Annotated in this window: 30 protein-coding genes and 1 pseudogene; 6 read left to right on the forward strand and 25 right to left on the reverse strand. The window is 43.1% G+C overall.

All coding sequences use genetic code 11. The features are described from left to right. Positions 1–369: 369 nt before the first annotated feature. A complete protein-coding gene (locus tag P343_RS34100) occupies positions 370–1,122 on the forward strand; it encodes a polysaccharide deacetylase family protein (RefSeq protein WP_023511408.1) in 753 nt (250 codons plus the stop codon). Position 1,123: 1 nt separating this feature from the next. On the opposite strand, the gene gerD is transcribed toward P343_RS34100, so the two are convergent. The 5 genes from gerD to P343_RS34125 all read right to left on the reverse strand — a co-directional run bounded on the left by gerD (position 1,124) and on the right by P343_RS34125 (position 5,106). Continuing rightward, the gene (gene gerD, locus P343_RS34105; protein WP_023511409.1) at positions 1,124–1,675 is read right to left on the reverse strand and encodes a spore germination lipoprotein GerD; all 552 of its coding nucleotides are present in this window, start codon (positions 1,673–1,675) and stop codon (positions 1,124–1,126) included. A 269-nt stretch (positions 1,676–1,944) separates the two neighbouring features. Next, complete coding sequence (locus P343_RS34110) at positions 1,945–2,994, reverse strand: Mrp/NBP35 family ATP-binding protein (protein ID WP_023511410.1); 1,050 nt, start codon at positions 2,992–2,994, stop codon at positions 1,945–1,947. Positions 2,995–3,065: 71 nt separating this feature from the next. Beyond that, positions 3,066–3,776 (reverse strand): N-acetylmuramoyl-L-alanine amidase CwlD, encoded by a 711-nt coding sequence (gene cwlD / locus P343_RS34115; RefSeq protein ID WP_023511411.1) that lies wholly within the window; start codon positions 3,774–3,776, stop codon positions 3,066–3,068. Between the two features lie 78 nt (positions 3,777–3,854). Then, positions 3,855–4,289, reverse strand: a complete 435-nt coding sequence (locus P343_RS34120; RefSeq protein ID WP_023511412.1) for a DUF2521 family protein — start codon at positions 4,287–4,289, stop codon at positions 3,855–3,857. 211 nt (positions 4,290–4,500) lie between these two features. Next, positions 4,501–5,106 (reverse strand): hypothetical protein, encoded by a 606-nt coding sequence (locus tag P343_RS34125; protein WP_023511413.1) that lies wholly within the window; start codon positions 5,104–5,106, stop codon positions 4,501–4,503. 245 nt (positions 5,107–5,351) lie between these two features. On the opposite strand from P343_RS34125, the gene P343_RS34130 reads away from it, so the two are divergent. From P343_RS34130 to P343_RS34150, 4 genes are all read left to right on the forward strand, one after another. Beyond that, complete coding sequence (locus P343_RS34130) at positions 5,352–5,909, forward strand: hypothetical protein (protein ID WP_023511414.1); 558 nt, start codon at positions 5,352–5,354, stop codon at positions 5,907–5,909. Positions 5,910–6,136: 227 nt separating this feature from the next. After that, a complete protein-coding gene (locus P343_RS34135) occupies positions 6,137–6,367 on the forward strand; it encodes a hypothetical protein (RefSeq protein WP_023511415.1) in 231 nt (76 codons plus the stop codon). A gap of 483 nt (positions 6,368–6,850) precedes the next feature. After that, positions 6,851–7,387, forward strand: a complete 537-nt coding sequence (locus P343_RS34140) for a hypothetical protein (protein ID WP_023511416.1) — start codon at positions 6,851–6,853, stop codon at positions 7,385–7,387. 1,510 nt (positions 7,388–8,897) lie between these two features. Further along, positions 8,898–9,104 carry a hypothetical protein gene (locus tag P343_RS34150; protein WP_023511420.1) on the forward strand — a complete coding sequence of 69 codons (207 nt, stop codon included), beginning with the start codon at positions 8,898–8,900 and terminating at the stop codon, positions 9,102–9,104. A gap of 134 nt (positions 9,105–9,238) precedes the next feature. On the opposite strand, the pseudogene P343_RS36990 reads toward P343_RS34150, so the two are convergent. Continuing rightward, positions 9,239–9,390: pseudogene (locus P343_RS36990) on the reverse strand (DNA cytosine methyltransferase); the annotation flags it as partial. A 72-nt stretch (positions 9,391–9,462) separates the two neighbouring features. On the opposite strand from P343_RS36990, the gene P343_RS34155 reads away from it, so the two are divergent. After that, positions 9,463–9,900: a hypothetical protein gene (locus tag P343_RS34155; RefSeq protein ID WP_023511422.1), complete on the forward strand. Its 438-nt coding sequence runs from the start codon at positions 9,463–9,465 to the stop codon at positions 9,898–9,900. Between the two features lie 523 nt (positions 9,901–10,423). Here the strand turns inward: P343_RS34155 and rpsI are convergent. The 19 genes from rpsI to rpsE form a co-directional block, all read right to left on the reverse strand. Beyond that, complete coding sequence (gene rpsI / locus P343_RS34165; RefSeq protein WP_023511424.1) at positions 10,424–10,816, reverse strand: 30S ribosomal protein S9; 393 nt, start codon at positions 10,814–10,816, stop codon at positions 10,424–10,426. A gap of 19 nt (positions 10,817–10,835) precedes the next feature. Then, entirely contained in the window at positions 10,836–11,273 is a 438-nt protein-coding gene (gene rplM, locus P343_RS34170; protein ID WP_023511425.1) for a 50S ribosomal protein L13, read from the reverse strand. A gap of 319 nt (positions 11,274–11,592) precedes the next feature. Beyond that, positions 11,593–12,333 (reverse strand): tRNA pseudouridine(38-40) synthase TruA, encoded by a 741-nt coding sequence (gene truA / locus P343_RS34175; protein ID WP_023511426.1) that lies wholly within the window; start codon positions 12,331–12,333, stop codon positions 11,593–11,595. An 18-nt stretch (positions 12,334–12,351) separates the two neighbouring features. After that, positions 12,352–13,146 (reverse strand): energy-coupling factor transporter transmembrane component T family protein, encoded by a 795-nt coding sequence (locus P343_RS34180; protein ID WP_023511427.1) that lies wholly within the window; start codon positions 13,144–13,146, stop codon positions 12,352–12,354. Next, the gene (locus P343_RS34185; protein ID WP_023511428.1) at positions 13,139–14,011 is read right to left on the reverse strand and encodes an energy-coupling factor ABC transporter ATP-binding protein; all 873 of its coding nucleotides are present in this window, start codon (positions 14,009–14,011) and stop codon (positions 13,139–13,141) included. Before P343_RS34185 ends, P343_RS34180 begins: the two co-directional genes overlap by 8 nt. Beyond that, positions 13,987–14,826, reverse strand: a complete 840-nt coding sequence (locus tag P343_RS34190) for an energy-coupling factor ABC transporter ATP-binding protein (protein ID WP_023511429.1) — start codon at positions 14,824–14,826, stop codon at positions 13,987–13,989. Before P343_RS34190 ends, P343_RS34185 begins: the two co-directional genes overlap by 25 nt. 316 nt (positions 14,827–15,142) lie before the next feature. Continuing rightward, positions 15,143–15,508, reverse strand: a complete 366-nt coding sequence (gene rplQ, locus P343_RS34195; protein ID WP_023511430.1) for a 50S ribosomal protein L17 — start codon at positions 15,506–15,508, stop codon at positions 15,143–15,145. A gap of 81 nt (positions 15,509–15,589) precedes the next feature. Then, complete coding sequence (locus tag P343_RS34200; protein ID WP_023511431.1) at positions 15,590–16,534, reverse strand: DNA-directed RNA polymerase subunit alpha; 945 nt, start codon at positions 16,532–16,534, stop codon at positions 15,590–15,592. A 159-nt stretch (positions 16,535–16,693) separates the two neighbouring features. Continuing rightward, on the reverse strand, positions 16,694–17,086 hold the full coding sequence (rpsK, locus tag P343_RS34205; RefSeq protein WP_023511432.1) for a 30S ribosomal protein S11: 393 nt from the start codon (positions 17,084–17,086) through the stop codon (positions 16,694–16,696). Between the two features lie 21 nt (positions 17,087–17,107). Next, complete coding sequence (gene rpsM, locus P343_RS34210; protein WP_023511433.1) at positions 17,108–17,473, reverse strand: 30S ribosomal protein S13; 366 nt, start codon at positions 17,471–17,473, stop codon at positions 17,108–17,110. Between the two features lie 19 nt (positions 17,474–17,492). Then, positions 17,493–17,606, reverse strand: coding sequence for a 50S ribosomal protein L36 (gene rpmJ / locus P343_RS34215; protein WP_023511434.1), 114 nt, complete (start codon positions 17,604–17,606; stop codon positions 17,493–17,495). A gap of 32 nt (positions 17,607–17,638) precedes the next feature. Beyond that, positions 17,639–17,857 carry a translation initiation factor IF-1 gene (infA, locus tag P343_RS34220; protein WP_010024579.1) on the reverse strand — a complete coding sequence of 73 codons (219 nt, stop codon included), beginning with the start codon at positions 17,855–17,857 and terminating at the stop codon, positions 17,639–17,641. Continuing rightward, a complete protein-coding gene (locus P343_RS34225; RefSeq protein WP_023511435.1) occupies positions 17,850–18,173 on the reverse strand; it encodes a KOW domain-containing RNA-binding protein in 324 nt (107 codons plus the stop codon). Before P343_RS34225 ends, infA begins: the two co-directional genes overlap by 8 nt. Positions 18,174–18,189: 16 nt before the next feature. Continuing rightward, the gene (gene map / locus P343_RS34230) at positions 18,190–18,939 is read right to left on the reverse strand and encodes a type I methionyl aminopeptidase (protein WP_023511436.1); all 750 of its coding nucleotides are present in this window, start codon (positions 18,937–18,939) and stop codon (positions 18,190–18,192) included. Then, the gene (locus P343_RS34235) at positions 18,936–19,589 is read right to left on the reverse strand and encodes an adenylate kinase (protein WP_023511437.1); all 654 of its coding nucleotides are present in this window, start codon (positions 19,587–19,589) and stop codon (positions 18,936–18,938) included. Before P343_RS34235 ends, map begins: the two co-directional genes overlap by 4 nt. Positions 19,590–19,622: 33 nt before the next feature. Continuing rightward, entirely contained in the window at positions 19,623–20,912 is a 1,290-nt protein-coding gene (gene secY, locus P343_RS34240; protein ID WP_023511438.1) for a preprotein translocase subunit SecY, read from the reverse strand. After that, positions 20,912–21,352, reverse strand: a complete 441-nt coding sequence (rplO, locus tag P343_RS34245) for a 50S ribosomal protein L15 (protein WP_023511439.1) — start codon at positions 21,350–21,352, stop codon at positions 20,912–20,914. Before rplO ends, secY begins: the two co-directional genes overlap by 1 nt. 34 nt (positions 21,353–21,386) lie before the next feature. Next, the gene (rpmD, locus tag P343_RS34250; RefSeq protein WP_023511440.1) at positions 21,387–21,575 is read right to left on the reverse strand and encodes a 50S ribosomal protein L30; all 189 of its coding nucleotides are present in this window, start codon (positions 21,573–21,575) and stop codon (positions 21,387–21,389) included. Positions 21,576–21,588: 13 nt separating this feature from the next. Beyond that, positions 21,589–22,089, reverse strand: coding sequence for a 30S ribosomal protein S5 (rpsE, locus tag P343_RS34255; RefSeq protein ID WP_023511441.1), 501 nt, complete (start codon positions 22,087–22,089; stop codon positions 21,589–21,591). Positions 22,090–22,096: the final 7 nt, after the last annotated feature.

The raw sequence follows: 22,096 nt of genomic DNA on the forward strand, positions 1-22,096 counted from the left end.
CATAAGATCCATAGCAATTTTGAATTTATTAGGGGTTTGCCCTTTTAAATCACGCTTGGCTTTTGTTTAGTTTTCAAGGAACATTCTCAGTCATCTCTATCAGACGACTTAAACAATTATACTTTCTTGTGTTTCTTTTGTCAATACCTTTTTTTGATTCAATTTCAATCACTCGATCACATCAAATCAATTTCCGGAAAGACAACAAAATTTATTCTACCATCTATCCGCAAAATGTCAACAGTTAATTTTCATTTTTTTATAAAGAAGAAGTTAATCCTTGTCCCATCGCGATACCTGATCAGTTCGCATATTCAGGAAAGCTTGCCCATAGAATGGTACAAACATCTGGAATGGAGTGGGTCACCCATGCTTTGGATCATCAATGGAAAAAGGTTGAAAAACATAATGCTGATTATCATCGCGGCTTTCTTTGCAGCGCTGATTTTATTCGTTCAAAAACAGGACACGGATGTTTTCACACCGATAAAACAACCCGGAGCACTTTCTAAAGTGATGACAAACCAAAAGCATCTCTCGCTTACCTTTGATATTAATTGGGGTGATCAGCAAATTCCGCTTATTCTAAAAACACTTAATGAAGAACACGTAAAGGCGACCTTTTTTATTTCCGGTGAATGGGCAGAACGTCATCCTAATATTGTCCGCGGCATTCTGAGAGGCGGCCATGAAATCGAATCCCATGGTATGCGCCATGAAGACTATACACAGCTGGATGCCCAGAGAGTCCGCTCGGATATTCTATTTGGCCGTGAGGCGATCTACAAGTCCGGTGGTGAAAGACCGGATATGATCCGTCCGCCATTTGGGAAGCTGAACAAAGAAGCTTTGAAGACAGCAACCGGTTTACACCAGCAAGTTGTTTTATGGAGTGTCAATCCGCAAGATGAAACGAATCCGGGCTATAAAACAATTGTCAGCCGTGTTCTTGAGCATGCAGGCAAAGGCGACATCATCAAGCTTCACGCTTCGGATGCTGCCAAAGGAACGGACCGAGCACTGCCGTTAATCATCAGAGAACTAGAAAACAGAGGGTATACTTTCGTTACTTTGAAAAGCTTGATTTCTGATACACAATCAAAGAGTAATCAAATGAATTAGGCTATTTCTGCTTTTCCTGCTCTTTTTTCAAGGTATCGACAATCACATCCGCAAGTTCTTTTTTGAAAAGCGGGGTTGCCATTAACTCGGCAATGCTTTTGTCAATCTGCTGGCGAAAAGGCTTTGTTTTTAACAGACTCAGATATTGCTGCTGAAGCTCAGGAGCTTTTAAAATATCCATCATCATTCCTTGGTAGCCGGGATCTTTCATCATCTGTTTCAGCAACTTTTCATTTTCACTTTCCATGGTCTTTGCCAGCTGTTCGGAGAAATCCGGATCTTTAAGGAGTTCCTGCCACAGCTTTTTTCCTTGTTCTGTGGTTAGGGTTTGGATGAGCGTTTTGCTTACGGCTTTATCATCAAGCATGATGGCTCCTCTCATCTCTTTATCTTTCAGCAACTCGCGAACGGCTTTTTTCCCATCATCCGTTTTCAGGATATCCAGCACCATTTTTTTGTTCTCCTGATAACTTGGCTGTTTCTGCTGCCCACCGCATCCCGCTAGGCCAATCAAAACGACCACACTCATGATCAAAGGTCCCACTCTAGCCATACTTTTTCCTCCCTGATCGCATATCCTTTGCTTAATATGTGTGAGTGATGATTTTTTATACGATGCGAGCAACGATAATCAACAGTAAGGGAAAAAGTTGGCAAGTATAAACTTAAGTTGAACGAACGTAGCCCCCTCATCAGTCTGGCGTTCATGCATATTTTCTCCGGCGCGCGCATATTTCCTGCTTTTCCACGCATAAATCCCACCGCGCCGCGCGCAAACAACAAAAAATCCCTGCCGCAGCAGAGATCTTCAACTATTTTTCTTTAGTTTTTGCTTAATTTATTAATTACCTTAATTGCTATATCGTCATAAGCCGGAGCGATCGGATCGTCTTTAAAATAAACGCCAGGAGCAAAAACGCCTTTCTTTTGCGCTGGTTGTGTGAGCGGCACCCGGCCAAGCAAATCCGTTTTCAGCAGATCACTGAGTTTGTCTCCGCCGCCTTTTCCAAAGACGTATTCGATTTCTCCCGTTTTTTTACTCTGATAGTAAGCCATGTTCTCGATAACGCCCAAAATCTCATGCTTCGTTTGCGTCGCCATCGCGCCCGCACGTGCTGCGACAAAAGCGGCGGTCGGATGCGGTGTAGTGACAATGATTTCTTTGGAATGCGGAAGCTTGTTGTGAATATCCATAGCCACGTCGCCCGTTCCCGGCGGCAAGTCTAGAACTAGATAGTCTAGCTCGCCCCAATCCACGTCGTTGAAGAAATTATTGAGCATCTTCCCAAGCATCGGTCCGCGCCAAATAACCGGTGAATTATTCTCAACGAAAAAGCCCATCGAAATCACCTTGAGACCAAAACGTTCAACTGGCATAATTTTTTCATCCTGAATAGCCGGCCGATTTTCAATACCCATCATATCCGGCACGCTGAACCCATAGATATCCGCATCAAGAAGGCCGACTTTCTTGCCCTGCCGTGCCAAAGCCAAGGCGAGATTGACCGAAACCGTTGATTTACCGACACCGCCCTTGCCACTTGCCACGGCAATGAATTCTGTTTTCGTTCCCGGCGAAAGAAGTGTCGGCCGTGCATTCGGAAATCCACCCAATTCATGAATCTCCTGCTCACTAAGCACCCCAAAGCGCACGATAACCGATTCAGCGCCTTGCTCCTTTAACTTAGAGGAGATCTCCACCTGAATCTGCATTTGTTTTACTTTATCCTGCTTCGATAAAGCAACTTCCAGTCTGACGCGTCCATCCTCAATAGATAACTTTTTTAACGCCTGTGTCTCCAAAAGATTTTTATGTAAAAAGGGGTCCTGAACGGTCTTTAACACGTCCAAAACCTTCTGTTGATCCATCATTGCGTCACCAGCTCTCCAATAATTTCACCTACAGTATAGCAGACCTTGGATTAGAAAACCCGCGTTTTGAATTAATCAGAGGGAACCTTTTCATTGGTGAAATAGCGCATGATGCCTTGACTGATCGAAGCAGCTGCCTGTTTCTGATAATTCCGCTGAATTAGTAATGCGCGCTCCTGTTCATTGGACAAAAAACCTACTTCGACTAATGCCGATGGTGATTCGGCTTTCTTTAATAAATACACGTGACTGATCGGCTTGGCATAACGGTTCGTATTGCCAAGGTTGCGTTTCAGGGAATCCTGAATAAATAACGCCAACTTGCGATTTTCAGCTGACTTCGGGTGATAAAACGTTTGCGCGCCATGTAGACTGGGCATCGGAATCGCATTCATATGCACACTGACAAAGGCATCAGGATGTGATTTATTAATAAGCTCTGCCCGACGTACAAGATCTTGTCTCTTGTGCCGGCCGTGATAATTCTCATCTGAGAGATCTGTATCTGTTTCCCGGGTCATGATTACAATAGCTCCGGCCTCCTGAAGATAATTGCGAAGATCTTTTGCGACTGTCAGTGTTATTTTTTTTTCCTCTGTACTCCCGCCTACCGCCCCGCCATCCGGTCCGCCGTGTCCGGCATCAACGACAATCACACGTCCTGCCAGCGGTGTGTGCCAGTTTTGGCTGGCATGCCAGCTCACGAGCCATTTAACGCCTGCAAGTGTCACAAATGCCAGAACAGCAATTGTGCATCCCCAGAAAAGCCATCTCCTTCTCAATCCAATCCCCCCAACTAGCAAGCCTGTCTCTATCTCATATATATGGACAAAGCCAGCAAATATGCGGGGTGTTCTCTTTTAATGAAGTTTCAGTCTCCAGCGTTTCAACGAGGCATTAAAGCCTTCCGTCCACCATGAATACAAATATTTCCGGCAAACGTCTTGCAATTCACTCAGCGATTCCTGATCAGATCCCCAGAACAGCCAGAAATCGAAAAAATCATCTAAAAGTGCATAAAATTCGATTTTGCTCCGTTCAAAAGCTTTTCCCATTTCTTCCCCATAAAAGCCGAAACGTCCCATTGAGGAGCCAAGAAGAAAACTCTCCAACGCATATTCCGCACACATTTCTTTTCCTGTTGCTCCTGCGGCAGGAACAAGCGCCAAATATTGATCAAAATAGCTGTGGACGGACTCTTCAATTTTTGTAAAAGATAAATCCTGCAGTGCGCGCCTTTCTGAATCCAACTGTTTGTGGCGCTGTTTCTCTCTAAAATCCATAACAATACCCATCATCGCTCCTCCTTTCCTTATTTAGCATCCGGCAAGAATCACGCGATCAAACGTAACAGCTTTTTCCATAGCGTAGCCGTAAGAACGGAAAGCAATGACAAGGTAAATGTTGGGGCTTATTTTTCATTGCAAGGTATTGAAAAAAAGGCGCTCAACCCAATCCGGTTAAACGCCTTGTATTATCAATTGATTTAATTTTCCAACCCTGACTTCATTTCATTACTGCTTTTCCATAAAAATCCTTAATGATTTTATTATCCGGTTTACTTACAAGAAGCGTCTTCTTTCCATTCTTCATTTTCAGCTCCATAGTCTGGGTCAATTTACCCCAGATCTGTGTTCCGTCACCGTGAAGCGTTACATGCTGCAAATACAAAGTATTATTTCTAACAACGGCATTCTTCGATTTGACAACCGCGATGACTGCTCCGGGATCATAATTAAAATAAATATAGTTTTTTGTAATTAAAATCTGTCGGGAAACATGTGCGTTAACTTTGCCTAAATACCATGATCCCTCAAAATCCTTATAAGTCGCAGCTTTTGATTTTGTTAGATTCTTCACATTGATGTACCCTGAACTTTTGCTGTACGTTACACGATAGAAACCCCGTGACGGCTTATGGCGAATATAAAATTTTGTATTCACCGACAGCGTGCGGATCGTTTTTACGCCCTTCTTGTCTTTATAAAGATGTGTACCTGCTGCTGTGTAGTAAATGGTAGCTTTGGCAGTTTCAGCAGAAGCAAATGACGAAAAACTCAAGCAAGAAATAAGTAGAGCAACAATGACCATTATTGAAAAACGCTTTTTCATTTTTCAATCTCCTCTGTAACATAAATGTAATATTATCGAAACAAATGTAATATAGTCGTTTTTATTTCCATCGTCAATAGTACTTTGGATGTTGTAACCGTTTAGTCATTTTCATGTATCATTCATGCCCGCGATTTATTCCACTGTCTCTCTTTACCGCGTTTCTTTATGCCTTTTTCTTTCTCGTAATTTTCTTATCAAAAACTTCATAAGTTATGGAATAAAACTTTATTGGGGTTGTGATAATGATGGCTCAACAGATCAGCATGGCGGAGGCTGAATTAAGAAATCATCTGAGAATGCTTTGGGAACAACATGTCTTCTGGACTCGGCTGACAATAAGCGGAATCGTGTTTGATCTGCCCGATATCACAGTCACTACAAATCGCCTGCTCAGAAATCCTAAGGATTTCGAACAACTTTTAGCCCCTCTGTATGGCCCTGCAATCGCTTCGAGATTTTCAACCTTGTTTACAGAACATCTGGTTATCGCAGCTCAACTCGTTAAGGCTGCGAAAGCCGGGAATAGTACAGCCGCTGCAGAAGCCGAAAAGAAATGGTATGCCAACGCCGATCAAATTGTCGCATTCCTAGGCAGCATCAATCCCTACTGGTCGGCAAGAGACTGGCAAACAATGCTGCACGCACATCTAAAAATGACTAAGGATGAAGCTGTTGCCTTCTTATCGAAAAAGTACGCAGACAGCGTCACAGTCTTCGATCAAATTGAGCAACAAGCCTTGGTCATGGCAGATGTTATGGCCTATGGAATTGCCCGGCAGTTTCCAGCGCAATTTTCTTAGAACAAGAGCCAAATCAGTATCTACATTTTTGATGTTTATCCGTTTGAAAATCAAGTATTCCGGTGATAATGAATGTATTCCCTCTGCTTTTTACCCTGTGCGCAGCATGGGGATTTTTTTATGTATAGTATAGTTTACTTTTTGGCATAATAAGGAAAATTTATTGCTATAATTAATTTCCGAAATGATGTTTATTACATATCACATCGTATTAGGGGGATTAATAAGTGATTCGTAACATGTACATTATTCAATATATTGATCACTCAACAGCCTGGCATTTAGATGAAACGGTACAAATCGACGCAAAAAGACGAAAGTATAAAAAGGGAGATGTTATCCTAGTTAAGGATAAAAAGTATGTCGTCATCGAAGATTTCACTCGTTTGAGAGTGAAACACTTTCAACGAGAAATAAATCCCCTAAAACCATTAATTTCGCAAATTCCTAATATATAAGTACATCCTCGATCAATAGATCCTATCTAATTATGTTCACCAATCGTTTATATCTTCTTCCAGTTCCTTGTGCTATAGCCACAAGGAGCTTTTTTATGGCTGCAATTATCTTGGGCGATAAGCAGCGAAGTTAAGTTACATTAAGGATGGCCTCTATAAAACAGATGATTTGATATTCTCGTCGTCTTAATCCTTTGAATAAATTAATGATTGCTTATGATACGTACGGAATGAATAAACATTATGCATTCCTGGACATCATTGACACTCAAACTAGCAAGTTTTTGATCAACCCTCGATTCAATTTTTTTAAGTTCGTTTAAGGTCTCTTAAATTTCAACTTTTTTCTTCTCAACCAAGCGAGTAAATGAAATAGAACGGATCTTTTTGTTTAATGTGTTTTCAGTTTAGATTCAGTTTTTTCCCTTAGAATAATCAATGTGATATATGAGTATGAAACAGAACCCAAGAGGAGGAACAAAAATGAGTTTTTCGAAAACCTTAGCCAATCGTTCAATTATGTTAATCATGTTAGTCATTGGTTACGAGATGCTAATGTCTGGTTTAAGTAAAGTGTTTGGTGGATTTGTCACGGGATTCCATCATGAACTAAGTACATCCATAACTGACGCGTTCGGATTTTATCACCCAATTCTTAAAGGTATTGTCTTGCCAAATTCAGTGCTGTTTGCTACGGGTGCAACACTCACTGAACTATTTGTTGGTATCTCTTTTATATTGATTCCCATACTTGGATCTCGTTCTTTTTCATCAGGATTAGCGAAATGGGGATTGGTAACATCTGTTATAGCCGCGTTTTACAACTTAAACCTCTTCTTATATAGTGGAGATCCCTTTTTTGTGAATCCTAGCGCTCCCTATGAGGAATCTGTATCAATTGACTTACTCTTAGCATTAATGGAGCTGGTACTGTTCTACCACTTTTATCAGGCAATTCGATGGATTAAAGAGGAGACTAACAACGAAGAACCAAAAATAGTTCACAGTGCTATACAATAAATACTGTAATAAAAAAATGAAATGCATTCCACTTCCCCGTGATTAATGGGGATTTTTTTATCCCGGCATAACCGGGGATACATACTGTAAGAAGGTCTCGGCTTTTTAATCTTTACAAGATCAATGTGATGTTTAATATGAATAACAAAAGTGCCACCAGTTACGGTAACAACTGTTTTTGCTGTCTGTATGTCCAATTGAAATGATTGTTTGAAACACGTAAGTCGCTTCCTTTTATTTTTTTAAACTTTACTGACCAAGCTCTAATACCAACGATGCCATCTATCGCAGGACCATGATTCTTTGAAAAGCCTTAACTACTGCAGCTGTTTTAACTCTATAAATCCCATCCGCTGTAATATTAAGCAACTTCTGGATCTTCTTCGCGTCGGAACCACGGCTACCAATCTGAATTAAATGTCTTGATAAAGATCACCTCACTTTTAATGAGATTTGCCATAAAAAATAGGACTCCGAAGGGTCCAGATTTGGAATATCCAAAATTAAATTAATTAGCCTTAGAGAATAAAAACGAAAGCCTGTTAAGCTTCGTTTATAATGATAATTAAACAAACTGAAAATCAAATGAATTTTTTCAATGCTTGGTCCCGCAATTCAATTTCTCATTAATATGTAGCGTACAAAAAAATGAACCCTGGAGATCCGTACAGGTAGTCAAAATGTAGCCATCCGATTTTTTTATAAGGAGATGCAGCTATCGTGAGTTATAAACAGTATCTATTGTTGGCGATACCCTTTGTATCTGCCTTTATCTTGATCACTTTATTTGGTCCAGCTGATCTCAAACTTTGGGCAGTTATTCTTATTACTATCCCAGGAGCCATTCGAGAAATAGTTAACTTCGTGCTCAAAAGGAAAGAGAGAAAGAAGCAGTAGGGTTGTACTGCGAATTAAACTTTTTTAAAGCATTCTTCGCAATATAATTGCCCATCTATTAACAGCCACTTTTTTATAAGGCAGTGTATCGTATTCTCTACCTAAAACAAAGTGATAATTGTTATGCCATTTAACATAAATAACTTTCATAAATACTCCTTCCTTGCTTCGCATTTGCTGTCTACATTACAATAAATCCATTATTAGATACCCTGTTCATCCAGACTCGGAGTATAATAATTCCATGTCAACTCAAAGGGATGTGCAAAAAATGAACTGGAAACTTTATGGTTTACTTACTATTCCCGCTCTTATCATCATGACAGTTCTAGTAGTTGTTAATCAGCATTTATTGTTCGCATGTGTTCCAATTATTTTTTGGATTTTTTATTATTCCATAAACTTCATCCAAAAGAGGAGACGTAGCAAGAATCAGAATAATGATTACTGATAAGATTGATTCATTCCGCCACAGCCCATCTGTATTTCTTAACGCACAGCTCCGGCATGTTCGCTCTCATCAATGCCTCGACATATTTCTGAGGTATAAATTTTATTGTAACTATTTTCTGATATCCTGCATAATAAGTTCTAGTCAGAGGAGCTGATCTCAGTGCTTGAAAAAGCAAAGCGTTATATCACCTCAAGACGGTTTCTGATCCTGGATGTTCCATTTTTATTGGCGGGCCCAGCAGCCATTTTTCTTCTTCACCGCCATGGATTTCTATCCTCTACTGTTACTTTTCTGCTCGTTGTCTCATACTCAATCGTGAATGGAATATTGGATAGGAAAGCATGTAAAAACCAGAAAGCAAAATAAGTTATTCCTGATAATAATGTGTGCTACTCTGCAACAGCCCACTTGTACTTCTTAACACATGGTTCCGGCAAATTTGCTCTCACCAACGCCTCTACAAACTGTAGATACACCGCGTTGCCGTATCATGCAACCTACTCTGTCTCCGGATGGTTAACCTTTTGCATCACTATGACATCTGGGTCGTGGTTGATAGCATGTTCAACCCTGTCGCCATTTCAATGCCGGTGCTCGCACCGCCTCCGCCGGCTAAATTATCTACTATGATCTCTCTGAATAAATCAAGCAGCTTAACTGGCAAACATATTCTCCCCCCGTATAAATAGTGATAAGATAAACAAAAATCATGTTTAGAGTAGTCATGCAAATCATAAAAAACGCGTTAAAGGTGATCTTTTTAAGCATATTACACGCTGTATGTCTATTTATCGTTACTTTCCCGATGTTCCGGCCTTATCAAATCGCTTCATGGTTTCATATCTCGGAGCAAAGCCTTGAACATCTTTACTTTGCAATTGTCATTATTGGTGCATTACTCTATTTTTTTGTTGTTGTGAAACTGACATCTTCATTGTTCAAAGGAAGTTTGCTCGTTTTGTTGTCTGCACTTTTGTGGTTCCCCTTTTGGCTACTACTCACCTATTATTCAACATGGATTCCAAACAATAATCCTAATGACGGAGATAACTATGGCGCTGCATTTTTTCTGTTGCTCCTACTCTTTGTATATCCAATCTTTATTGGTTTTTCGTGTGCTATTGGAATGTCATTGGACCACCATCAAAACAGGGATTCTTGATAAAGACCTGTCCGTGATACTAATAAGAGGTGATTCAAAATGAATTCAGTTATTAAATTCTTCATTTCATATAAAAAAGATTTCTTATATTTACTTGCTTTTCTTATTGGAATTTTAATTATGCTTTGGGCACCATTTCAATATCATTATCTTGCATTCTTGTGTCTTCTCATCGTTCAAACAGTAAATACTATTTTAGAGCACTTTGAGCGAAAAAAGAAAAAACGATCTGATAAGTGAGCTGTTAGGTAAGAAAAAAACAAGAACATTTTGGGGATACGATACATAGAGAGAGGCTGATAAAGCTTATAGAATAATTTAAGAGTTACAAACGATTAGCAACGACAATGAATAACTACCTATGTTGCTAAGCGAGTCAAATTTAAATAGGCAGGAAGGTATCAGGAATACATGAAAAGAACAATAGAGAACTGAAGATCCTCAAAATCTCGTCACGAGGCTGTTTTAGAGCATAAAAACGCCCCTTCCGATTGCTCGGTAAGGGGCGTGAAACGTTGATAAATCAGCGTTTTGAGAACTGTGGAGCGCGACGAGCGCCTTTGAGTCCGTATTTCTTACGCTCTTTCATTCTTGGGTCACGTGTCAGGTAGCCGGCTTTTTTCAAAACCGCGCGGTATTCAGGATCAGCTTCAAGCAATGCACGGGCAACGCCGTGACGGATTGCTCCGGCTTGGCCTGTGAAACCGCCGCCTTCAACATTAACAAGAACATCATATCTGCCTTCTGTTTCTGTTGAAACGAGCGGTTGTTTCAGAATCGTGCGAAGTGTTTCAAGGTTAAAATATTCATCGGCGCTGCGGCCGTTGATGACAACTTTACCTTCGCCAGGTACGAGTCTTACGCGAGCGACAGAACTTTTACGGCGTCCGGTGCCGTAGTATTGTACTTGTGCCATTATTCTTTTCCCTCCCTAATCAACCACGAAGCGTGTAAGCTTCTGGTTTTTGTGCGGCATGCGGATGTTCCGCGCCTTCGTATACATGAAGTTTCGTAGCCATTTTTCTTCCGAGACTATTGTGCGGAAGCATGCCTTTGATCGTTCTCTCCAGCATTTCACGAGCACGAGTTGCGCGCATATCTTGCGCAGAACGTGCTTTGATACCACCCGGAAAACCGGAGTGATGGATGTATTTTTTCGTCAGCAATTTCTTGCCGGTCAATTCAATTTTGTTCGCATTGATTATGATTACATTATCGCCACAATCAACATGTGGTGTAAAAGTCGGTTTTGTTTTACCGCGAAGAATGGCTGCCACTTCACTTGCCAAGCGGCCAAGTGTCTGACCTTCAGCGTCAACAACGAGCCATTTGCGGTCAACTGTAGCCGAGTTGGCCATAAAAGTTGTACGCACGTTTTTTTCCTCCTCTAAGCAAATCAAACATTCATTATTCTTTTCTCTCCGCGACCCACAACCGCTTTGAGATGAAAGTTTTGTCATCCAAAACTTTCTCACCGTTTCAGTCATCTATTTGAACCAATATCTTTGGGGCTAATAGTGGTCAAATTAGAAATGCCGAAGTATATAATATAATACCCTTGGCCCATTGTCAAGTGCTGCAGGACAGTTTATACAATGATTGCAAAAGCGTTAAAAATAATCCATATTTTTCAATAAGTGATGCTGATCTTATAATCATTTACAGATCAATAGAGTGATGTAACAAAACCGCTCAATAAGAGACCTTCCAAAGTGTCAATCCCTGTGCCGGAGCCGTTGCAGATGCTGCTTGCCGGTCGCGTCCGGCAATAATCTCGGCAACCCGTTCGGGTGCGATTTTATGTGTGCCGACATCGAGCAAGGTTCCGGTGATGATCCTTACCATCTGATACAGGAAGCCGCTGCCGACAATCCGGAGAACAATCTCATCCGCCCCTTCACGTTGAACGGATAATTGATAAACTGTGCGCACTTTATCTTTGACATCTGTGTTTGCCGCACAGAAGCATGTGAAGTCATGGGTACCAATGATCGCGCCCGCCGCCTGTTTCATTCTGTCCAGGTCAAGCGTCTCCTTAACCTGTGTTGTATACATTCTGCGGAACAGATCCGGTTCCATGCGTGTCAGCAACCGGTAACGGTATTCCTTCTTTTTCACGTCATACCTGGCATGAAACTGTTCAGGCACCTCTTCTGCATCACGAATATAGATATCATTCGGAAGGAGGCTGTTCAAAGCCAGCGGCCAGCGTTCCTTGGGAATATTGAGAGGCGTTTCGAAGTGAAAGACCTGACCATAAGCATGAACGCCACGGTCGGTTCTGCCCGAAGCAGCTATTTTGACCGGTTGTCCATGATGCATCCGGGCTAATGCCTCTTGAATTTCGCTCTGAACTGTTCGCTTCCCCGGTTGGACTTGATAGCCAAAGAACTGCGAACCATCGTATGCCACAGTACACTTCATCTTTGTCATTGTTCCACCCGCATTACTCTAATTTCTTGCGAAGATCAGCAAAAGTGCGAGTACGGCAACTGCCGCGATTAACAACGTATCGCGCCAGCCCCATCTTAGCTGATGCAACTTTGTCCGTCCCGTGTCACCGTGATATCCTCTCGCTTCCATTGCCATCGCCAGATCCTCTGCTCGTTTAAAAGCGCCGACAAATAACGGTACAAGAAGCGGTACAATCGCCTTGATCCGGCTTTTCAATGAACCGCTTGTAAAGTCCGATCCTCTGGCCGCCTGCGCTTTAATGATTTTTTCCGATTCTTCGAGCAAGGTTGGAATAAATCGTAGAGAGATCGACATCATTAACGCAAACTCATGGACAGGCAGTTTGATCCTTTTCAATGGATTGAGCAGACTTTCCATCCCATCCGTTATCTCAATCGGGGACGTGGTCAGTGTCAAAAGTGTTGTCACCACGATAATCACCAAGATACGAATTGAGATAAAGATCGATTGAAAAAGACCATTGGACGTGATATGAAGCCAGCCCCAACTAAAAAGGACCGTTCCACCAGACGCCAGAAAAAGATTAAGCAAAAAAGTGAGCAGTACAATAATGAAAACTGAGCGTAACCCTTTATAGATAAATGAGAACGGCATTCTGGAAAGCAAGATGCCGGTCAGGCAAAACAGGACCATTAACGCATTGGTGATCCAGTTATTTGCCAAGAAGACAATCACAACGAAAAGAAATACACTGACTAATTTTGAGCGAGGATCCAGTTTATGAACATAGGAATCAAGCGGCACATATTGGCCGATTACAAGATTAAACATGCTCCTTCCCCCCGTTCAAAATGTCAATAATTGCATCCGCAGTCTCATCAAGAGTAAACGCCGTAATGGTCCGACGCTCCCCTGTTTTCTCGGTAAGCATTTTCAGAAATTCCATACTTTCCGGAATATCCAGCCCTACCTTACGTAGCCGTTCTGCTTGTGCGAATACATTTTGAGGAGTATCAGCCATCAACGGTTTACCCCCGTCCATCACAATCACTTGATCCGAATAATTTGCCGCATCACTCATATTATGTGTCACCATAATAATCGTCATGTTCAAGTTTTTATGAAGATCCTTAAACAGGCTAAGGATTTCTTCTCTTCCTCGAGGATCTAGTCCAGCGGTCGGTTCATCAAGAATGATCGCCTGCGGACGAATGGCAAGAACGCCGGCAATCGCAACACGGCGCATTTGCCCGCCGCTCAGATCGAAAGGCGAACGATGCCAAAATGATGAAGGGAGCCCGACAAGTTTCAAACTTTCTTCCGCACGTTTGGTCGCCTCAGAGTCGGAAACGCCAAAATTCATCGGACCGAAGCAGACATCCTTGATGATGGTTTCTTCAAACAATTGATGCTCCGGATACTGAAAGACAAAACCGACTTTTTCTCTCAGTGCTTTTAGATTTTGTTTTTTTTCATTTGCTTTGATCACAAAATCGCCAATGGATATCGTACCGTTAGAGGGCTTTAGAATCCCGTTTATATGCTGAACTAACGTTGATTTTCCAGATCCTGTATGCCCGATAATTGAAGTGAAAGAGCCAGAAGGAATATGGATGCTGACATCATCAAGCGCGCGTTTCTCGAATGGGGTTTTTGGGCTATATACATGGGTCACATGTTCGAATGAAATGTCCATAACTCATCCACCAACTCTTCCTGAAATAATGCGGTGTCCTTTAATGGCACACCTTTGGCGCGCAGCGCGTTGCGCAGCTTTATAGCAAACGGCAAATCCAAGCCAATTTTTTTTAATAGATCAGTTGACTTAAAAATATCACGCGGCTGCCCTTCGCGTATAATCTGTCCATCATTCATAACGAGCAGACGATCGGAATGAATCGCTTCTTCAAGGTCATGAGTAATCGAAATCACGGTCAGATGATGCTCTTTATTCAATGCGCGTACGGTCTGAATAATTTCTTTTCTACCTTCAGGATCAAGCATTGACGTCGCTTCATCCATAATAATGATTAAAGGCTGAAGGGCAACGATGCCGGCAATTGCAACACGCTGTTTTTGCCCACCGGACAGCCGATGAGGTTCGCTTTTTGCAAAGGAATCCATTTTCACCAAGCGTAACGCTTCAGATAAACGCTTAATCATTTCTTCACGAGGAAGGCCATGATTCTCCATGCCAAAGGCGACATCATCCTGGACAGTAGCACCGACAAACTGGTTGTCCGGATTCTGAAATACCATACCGACCAAACGACGAACATCCCAAATCGTTTTTTCATCTGCAGTGTTATAGCCGCCGACCCGTACAATCCCTCTTTGAGGCAAAATCAGCCCGTTCAAGCATTTTGCCAGTGTCGATTTCCCGGAACCGTTATGACCGACGATTGATAACCATTCGCCTTTATTGACCGTAAAATTGATATCTTTCAACACCCATGGATGCTCTTCTGTGTAGCGGTACGATAATCCGCTGACTTCAATGATCTTCTCCATGTACTGTTTTCACTCCTCTCAGCCGCGTTTCCCGTCTACCTATGTATAGCGAATAGACTGGCTATCCGCTCTCATCTCTGCTCAGGTCATGCGCACGCAATGACTTTCTCTTTCTATTGATTTTTGCTACAGGGGATTATTCATCTAATCAATTTTTGATTTTAATTTGCATCACGAGTTTCAAAGGCACGTGATTTTCATAAACCTTGCTCTATAGTTCAAAATTAATACCATTTTATTCAACAAAAACGGTTATTAAAAAAGGCAGAAATCCAAGCTCATATGAACCCGGCTTCTGCCTCTCATAAATCACTGATTATTTAACCAGTTCAATGATTGCCAATTCGGCGCCATCGCCTTTGCGAGGGCCTACTTTCAGAACACGTGTGTATCCGCCCTGACGCTCTGCATAGCGCTTTGCGACTTCATCAAACAGCTTCTGAACCGCATTCTGGCCAGATTCCTGGTCAGCCACTTCATTACGGATAAAAGCCGCAGCTTGACGACGTGCGTGCAAATCACCGCGTTTTCCCAGCGTAATCATTTTTTCAACGATCGGCTGAAGCGCTTTTGCTTTAGAATGCGTTGTCTGAATACGCTCGTTAATAATCAAGTCGGTCGCTAGATCGCGGAACAGCGCCTTCCTCGCAGCTGAATCCCGGCCTAATTTTGCATATGCCATTTACTTGTACCTCCTTTATTCCTGCCTTGAATCTTTCTTTTTTGCGCAAAAAAGAAAAATAATCCCTTGTCTACCAACTGGTTACTCTTCCACTCTCAGCCCAAGGCCAAGGTCATGCAGCTTTTCTTCAACTTCTTCAAGAGACTTGCGTCCAAGATTTCTAACCTTCATCATGTCTTCTTCACTCTTTTGGGTCAGTTCCTGAACAGTGTTGATTCCGGCGCGTTTCAGACAATTGTAAGACCTTACAGATAGGTCGAGTTCTTCAATCGTCATTTCGAGCACTTTTTCTTTTTTATCTTCTTCTTTTTCGATCATGATCTCAGCTTTTTGGGCTTGATCAGTCAAACCGACGAAGATATTCAGATGTTCGGTCAGGATTTTGGCACCCAGAGCAATCGCTTCTTCCGGACGGATGCTGCCATCGGTCCAGACATCGAGTGTCAGTTTGTCGTAATTGGCTACCTGGCCGACTCTGGTTTTCTCCACTTGATAGTTCACACGTGTGATTGGTGTGTAAATTGAATCAATTGGAATCACGGCAATTGGCAGGTCATCGGATTTATTTCCTTCAGCAGGAACATAACCGCGACCTTTCTTAGCGAGCATTCTCAGATGAAAATGTGCACCTTCATCCAGCGTCGCAATTTCCAGTTCAGGATTCAGTATTTCCACATCACTGTCGTGGATAATATCAGCAGCTGTCACTTTTCCCGCTCTCTGAACGTCGATTTCCAATGTCTTCTCTTCATCCGAATACAGCTTCAAGCAAAGCTTTTTGATATTCAGGATAATCGCCGTTACATCTTCCACAACGCCTTCAATAGTGGAAAATTCATGAAGTACAGTATCAAATTGTACTGTCGTTACAGCCGCGCCTGGGAGGGATGAAAGTAAAATTCGACGTAAAGAATTACCCAGAGTCGTGCCGTATCCACGTTCGAGCGGTTCAACAACAAACTTTCCATAACTTCCATCGTCTGCTATTTCAACCGTGTCGATCTTTGGCTTTTCGATCTCAATCATCAAATATGAACCCTCCTTCAAAACGTCGATACTTTGGTCAGCGCGCGTTGGCCAAAATTTTCCAATAAAACTTCCTTCGGGCTTACGGCGTGCTTCTCTGATCGGTGTACACGTTTAGTCATAGTTGCATTATTAACAGATTAATAGCGAGCTATACAATCAAACGCGGCGACGTTTCGGAGGCCGGCAACCGTTGTGAGGAACTGGAGTGACGTCACGGATTGTGGTCACTTCAAGTCCAACTGCTTGAAGTGCACGGATTGCTGCTTCACGGCCGGCGCCTGGTCCTTTGACAGATACTTCAACACTCTTCATGCCACTGTCTAAAGCACTTTTTCCAGCTGCTTCCGCTGCTGTTTGCGCTGCAAAAGGAGTTGACTTCCTAGACCCTTTGAATCCAAGACCGCCTGAGCTTGCCCAGGAAATCGCGTTTCCGTGTGGATCAGTAATGGTCACGATTGTATTGTTGAATGTTGAACGGATATGAGCCACCCCGTTTTCAACATTTCTCTTGATACGACGCTTACGCGTACGTTGTTGTGCTTTTGCCATAAATGTTTAACCCTCCTTTACTTATTTCTTTTTACCAGCCATCGTGCGCTTTGGACCTTTACGCGTACGTGAGTTGTTCTTTGTGTTTTGTCCACGAACCGGCAAACCTCTGCGGTGGCGGATGCCTCTATATGAACCAATTTCAATAAGTCGTTTGATATTAAGAGAAACTTCGCGGCGAAGGTCTCCTTCCACACGGTAGTGGTCAACAACTTCACGAATACGTGTCTGTTCTTCTTCAGTCAGGTCACGTACACGTGTATCTTCGGATACGTTGGCCTCTGCCAAGATCTTCTTGGCAGTTGCCGGGCCAATGCCGAAGATGTAGGTTAGAGAAATAACCACACGTTTTTCTCTTGGGATGTCGATACCTGCAATACGAGCCATACGTCAAAACACCTCCTTATTAACCTTGTCTTTGTTTATGTTTAGGATTTTCACAAATCACCATGACAACGCCTTTACGGCGAACAATCTTACATTTTTCACAAATTTTCTTTACTGATGGTCTTACTTTCATTATTGAACCCTCCTTATACACCCGCAGAGCAATTATTTATGCCTGAACGTAATGCGGCCGCGCGACACATCATATGGCGACAGCTCGACCGTTACTTTATCTCCCGGCAAAATTCGGATGAAATGCATACGGATCTTGCCGGATACATGAGCTAAAATCTTATGGCCATTCTCCAATTCCACACGAAACATTGCATTTGGCAGTGGTTCGATAACGGTGCCTTCAACTTCAATGACATCTTCCTTAGCCATCCGCTGACTCACCCTTCCTCTTGTTACTGATTTCTCCATCTAAAAAATGAGCGATGGCAAAACGCAGTTTTCCGTTTGTCACGCGACCGATCTCGCGCAGACTTTTCTGTACTTCGACAGATATATATGTTTGAAGTTCAAGATGGCTGATGTTCTTCTTTTTCGCATTGTCAAACTTTCTCTTATCACCATCTGCGATTTCAACAAAACGATGATCAATAAGTCGCACAATGACAAAATAAGAACCCGATTCTTTCCCCTTCAGCACACATACAAGCTGACCGGGGACAGGTAAAGGGGCTTGATCACTACCCATCAATCATCACCTTCACTTATTGCTTTGTCAAGATTTCATTTCCATTTTCCGTAATAACAATTGTGTGCTCATAATGTGCACACATGCTTCCATCCTGAGTCATCAGGGTCCAGTCATCATCTTCAACCATCCAGATATCCCGGCTGCCCTCATTAACCAAAGGTTCAATAGCCAAAACCATTCCGGGTTTCAGCACCGGTCCCCGGCCTGGACGACCGTAATTCGGGACATCAGGCGCCTCATGAAGATCACGTCCAACACCATGGCCAGTCAGTTCACGTACGACGGAAAATCCATTTGACTCGGCGCATCCTTGAATCGCATGAGAAATGTTGGACAGCCGCATTCCCGGCTTAGCTTCAGCAATTCCTTTGTAAAGCGATTCTTCCGTCGTTTCCAGAAGTCTTCGGGTCGTCTCAGAAATCAAGCCCACAGGGAAAGTCCAGGCGGAGTCTGCATGAAAGCCTTCATACTTAGCACCAATGTCGATACTGATAATGTCTCCGTCCTGCAGAACATAGGAACCAGGAATTCCATGGGCCAACTGATCGTTGACGGATGTACAGATACTTTTTGAGAAACCATCGTATCCTTTAAACGACGGCTCAGCTCCCGCATCCCTTATCAAGCGCTCTGCCAGCGCATCGAGTTCAATCGTCGATATGCCGGGACGAATAGCCTGACGCAAGCTTTCCAGCGTGTCGGCCACTATTTTTCCCGCATGTCGGATCCTGCTGATTTCATCGTCCGTTTTCCGAGTAATCACTTGGCGAGAACGCCCAAGATCTCTGAAACTTCTTTGAAGACAGAATCAATTGCCTGATCTCCATTGATTGTCTTCAAAGACCCTTTTGCTTCATAGAAGTCAAGCAGCGGTTGCTGCTGACGTATATTGACCTGCAGCCGTTCATGAACAGTCGCTTCATTATCATCCGCGCGTTGTTTCAGAGCGCCACCACACTTGTCGCAAATCCCCTCTTTTGCAGGAGGATTGAACGTTAGGTGATAAGTTGCCCCACACTCGGAACAGATTCGGCGTCCCGTCAAACGGGCAAGCAGTTTCTCAGGATCGACATGGATATAAAGAACGGCGTCAATCTTCTTTCCGTGGTCCGCCAACATTTGGTCAAGCGCCTCAGCCTGCTCAACTGTTCTCGGAAAACCATCGAGAAGAAAACCTTCATTCGTGTCGCTCTTGGATAAGCGTTCGTTGACAATACCGATCGTCACTTCATCCGGAACAAGTGCGCCTTTATCGATAAAAGACTTCGCTTGTTTTCCAAGCGGCGTGCCATCCTTAATTGCCTGACGGAACATGTCGCCAGTCGAAATATGAGGATAACTGAATTTGTCAACAATCCGCTCAGCCTGAGTGCCTTTACCGGCACCAGGCAAACCCATCAATATTAGATTCATTGTACTCCTCCTGACTCTATCACCGTCAGTACCTTACCTTTTTCTGATAAAGCCTTGGTAGTTCTTCTTAATCAATTGGCTCTCAATACGTTTCATCGTATCCAATGCAACCCCGACAACGATTAACAGGCTTGTTCCGCCTATTCTGGCACTTGTCGGCAAGTTGCCGATTTCGCCAAAAACAATTGGAAGCAGAGAGATCGCCGTAAGGAAAATGGCTCCAAGGAAAGTCAGGCGGTAAAGAATCTTGGTAATGTACTTTTCCGTGCTCTTTCCAGGACGGATGCCAGGAATATAACCGCCTTGTTCACCAAGATTTTTCGCCATTTTCTCAGGGTTAACCTGAACAAACGTATAAAAATAGGTAAAGGCAATGATCAGTACCGCATAAATGATCATCCCGTAAACTGTAGAATAGTCGAACACACGGATAATCCACGCAGTCACATTATTCTCAGGGAAAAAACGAGCAATCGTTGGCGGTGTGATCATCAGTGAGATTGCGAAGATTACAGGGATAACACCGGCAGCATTAACCTTGATCGGTAAATGTGTCGGTTCCACACTGTACGTCTTCGTACCAACTGTCCGTTTTGCATATTGAATTGGAATTTTTCTTGTCCCTTGCTGAACGAAAATAGTTCCAACAACAATAAGCAGGACAATAACGACAATGGCGAGCAATCCAAGTACTTCCATAAATGTGTTGGTTGACGAAGCAAACCGCTGAGCATAAATTTGGCTCACAGCCGTAGGAATACGTGCGACAATTCCTGCAAAGATAATAATAGAAATGCCGTTACCTACGCCGTAAGCGGTAATCTGATCACCCAGCCACACGAGAAAAGCCGTACCAGTTGTCAGTACCAATGCAATGATCAGAAAGGTCCAGATGGTTGGATTGCTAACCAACCCTTGATAACTGTTACTGAACGTGTATGAAAGACCAAGTGCTTCGACAAAACCAAGCACAATCGTCCCATACCTTGTCAGCTGATTCAGCTTGCGCCTTCCCATTTCTCCTTGCTTTGACCATTCGGTCAGCTTCGGCACGACATCCATCTGCAGAAGCTGCACAATGATGGATGAAGTGATATAAGGCATAATGCCCATGGATAAAATGGAGAAGTTTTGCAGCGCGCCCCCGCCAAAAGTGTTAAATAAGCCAAAGGCACTGGAATCACTGAAATTGATCAGCTCTGTATTAATATCCGGAACGGGAATGTAAGTCCCGATCCGAAATATAATGAGCATAAGCAGTGTGAATACTATTTTTCGGCGAATTTCGGCTTCTCGCCACATACTGGAAAGCACTTGAAACATCAAATCACCTCAGTGTTTCCGCCGGCAGCTTCGATAGCTTCTATGGCAGAAGCAGAAAATTTATGCGCCTTAACTGTCAATTTTGCTTCAAGCTTGCCTTCACCCAATACCTTAACACCATCATTTAATTTTCTGATCACCCGAGTTTCAAGCAAAAGTTCTGGAGTGATCTCTGTTCCGTTTTCGAAACGATTCAGTTTCTCAACGTTAACAACAGAATAGATTTTGCGAGTCGGGTTCTTAAAGCCCTTCTTTGGCAGTCTCTGAAGTAATGGATTCTGTCCGCCTTCAAATCCGAGACGTACTCCGCCGCCCGAACGAGCTTTCTGTCCTTTTTGTCCTCGACCAGATGTTTTGCCAAGTCCTGAACCGTAGCCGCGCCCTACTCTTTTGCGAGCGAACCGGGAGCCTTCAGCTGGTTTCAATTCATGGAGTTTCATCTTGGCACCTCCTTATTCTCAGTTTCGTTCAAAATCAATCATTCAGTTCGCGTACTGCCAAAAGGTGGGATACCTTGTTGATCATGCCGCGAATTGCCGGATTATCATCCTGGACAACCGTTTGGTAAGTTTTTCTCAGACCAAGAGTTCTTACCGTCACGCGTTGTGATTCAGGACGTCCGATCACACTACGTTTGAGGGTGATTTCCAATTTTTTAGCCAATCCTGTTCCCTCCTTATCCGAGCAGTTCTTCCACTGATTTTCCACGCAGTTTAGCTACGTGTTCCACGCGTTTCAGGCTTTGCAAACCTTCAACAGTCGCGCGAACCATGTTAATCGGATTGTTTGATCCGAGTGATTTCGAGAGAATATCACCTAGACCAGACAGTTCGAGCACGGCGCGGACAGGACCGCCGGCGATAATTCCGGTACCTTCAGATGCTGGTTTCAGCAATACGCTGCCTGCACCTGAATGACCTGTTACTTGATGAGGAATAGTTGTGTTAACGATCGGAACGTTAAATACGTTCTTCTTCGCATCCTCAATCGCTTTGCGAATGGCTTCAGGAACTTCATGAGCCTTGCCCTGCCCATAACCTACATTACCTTTTTTGTCGCCGACAACAACCAGCGCTGAAAAACGGAACCTGCGTCCGCCTTTTACTACTTTCGCCACGCGGTTGATTGTTACGACGCGTTCTTCAAATTCTGATTTATTGCGATCATTATTAGCCATGGATTCC

It is taken from the genome of Sporolactobacillus laevolacticus DSM 442, assembly GCF_000497245.1.
In the GTDB taxonomy this organism is placed as follows: Bacteria; Bacillota; Bacilli; order Bacillales; family Sporolactobacillaceae; genus Sporolactobacillus; species Sporolactobacillus laevolacticus.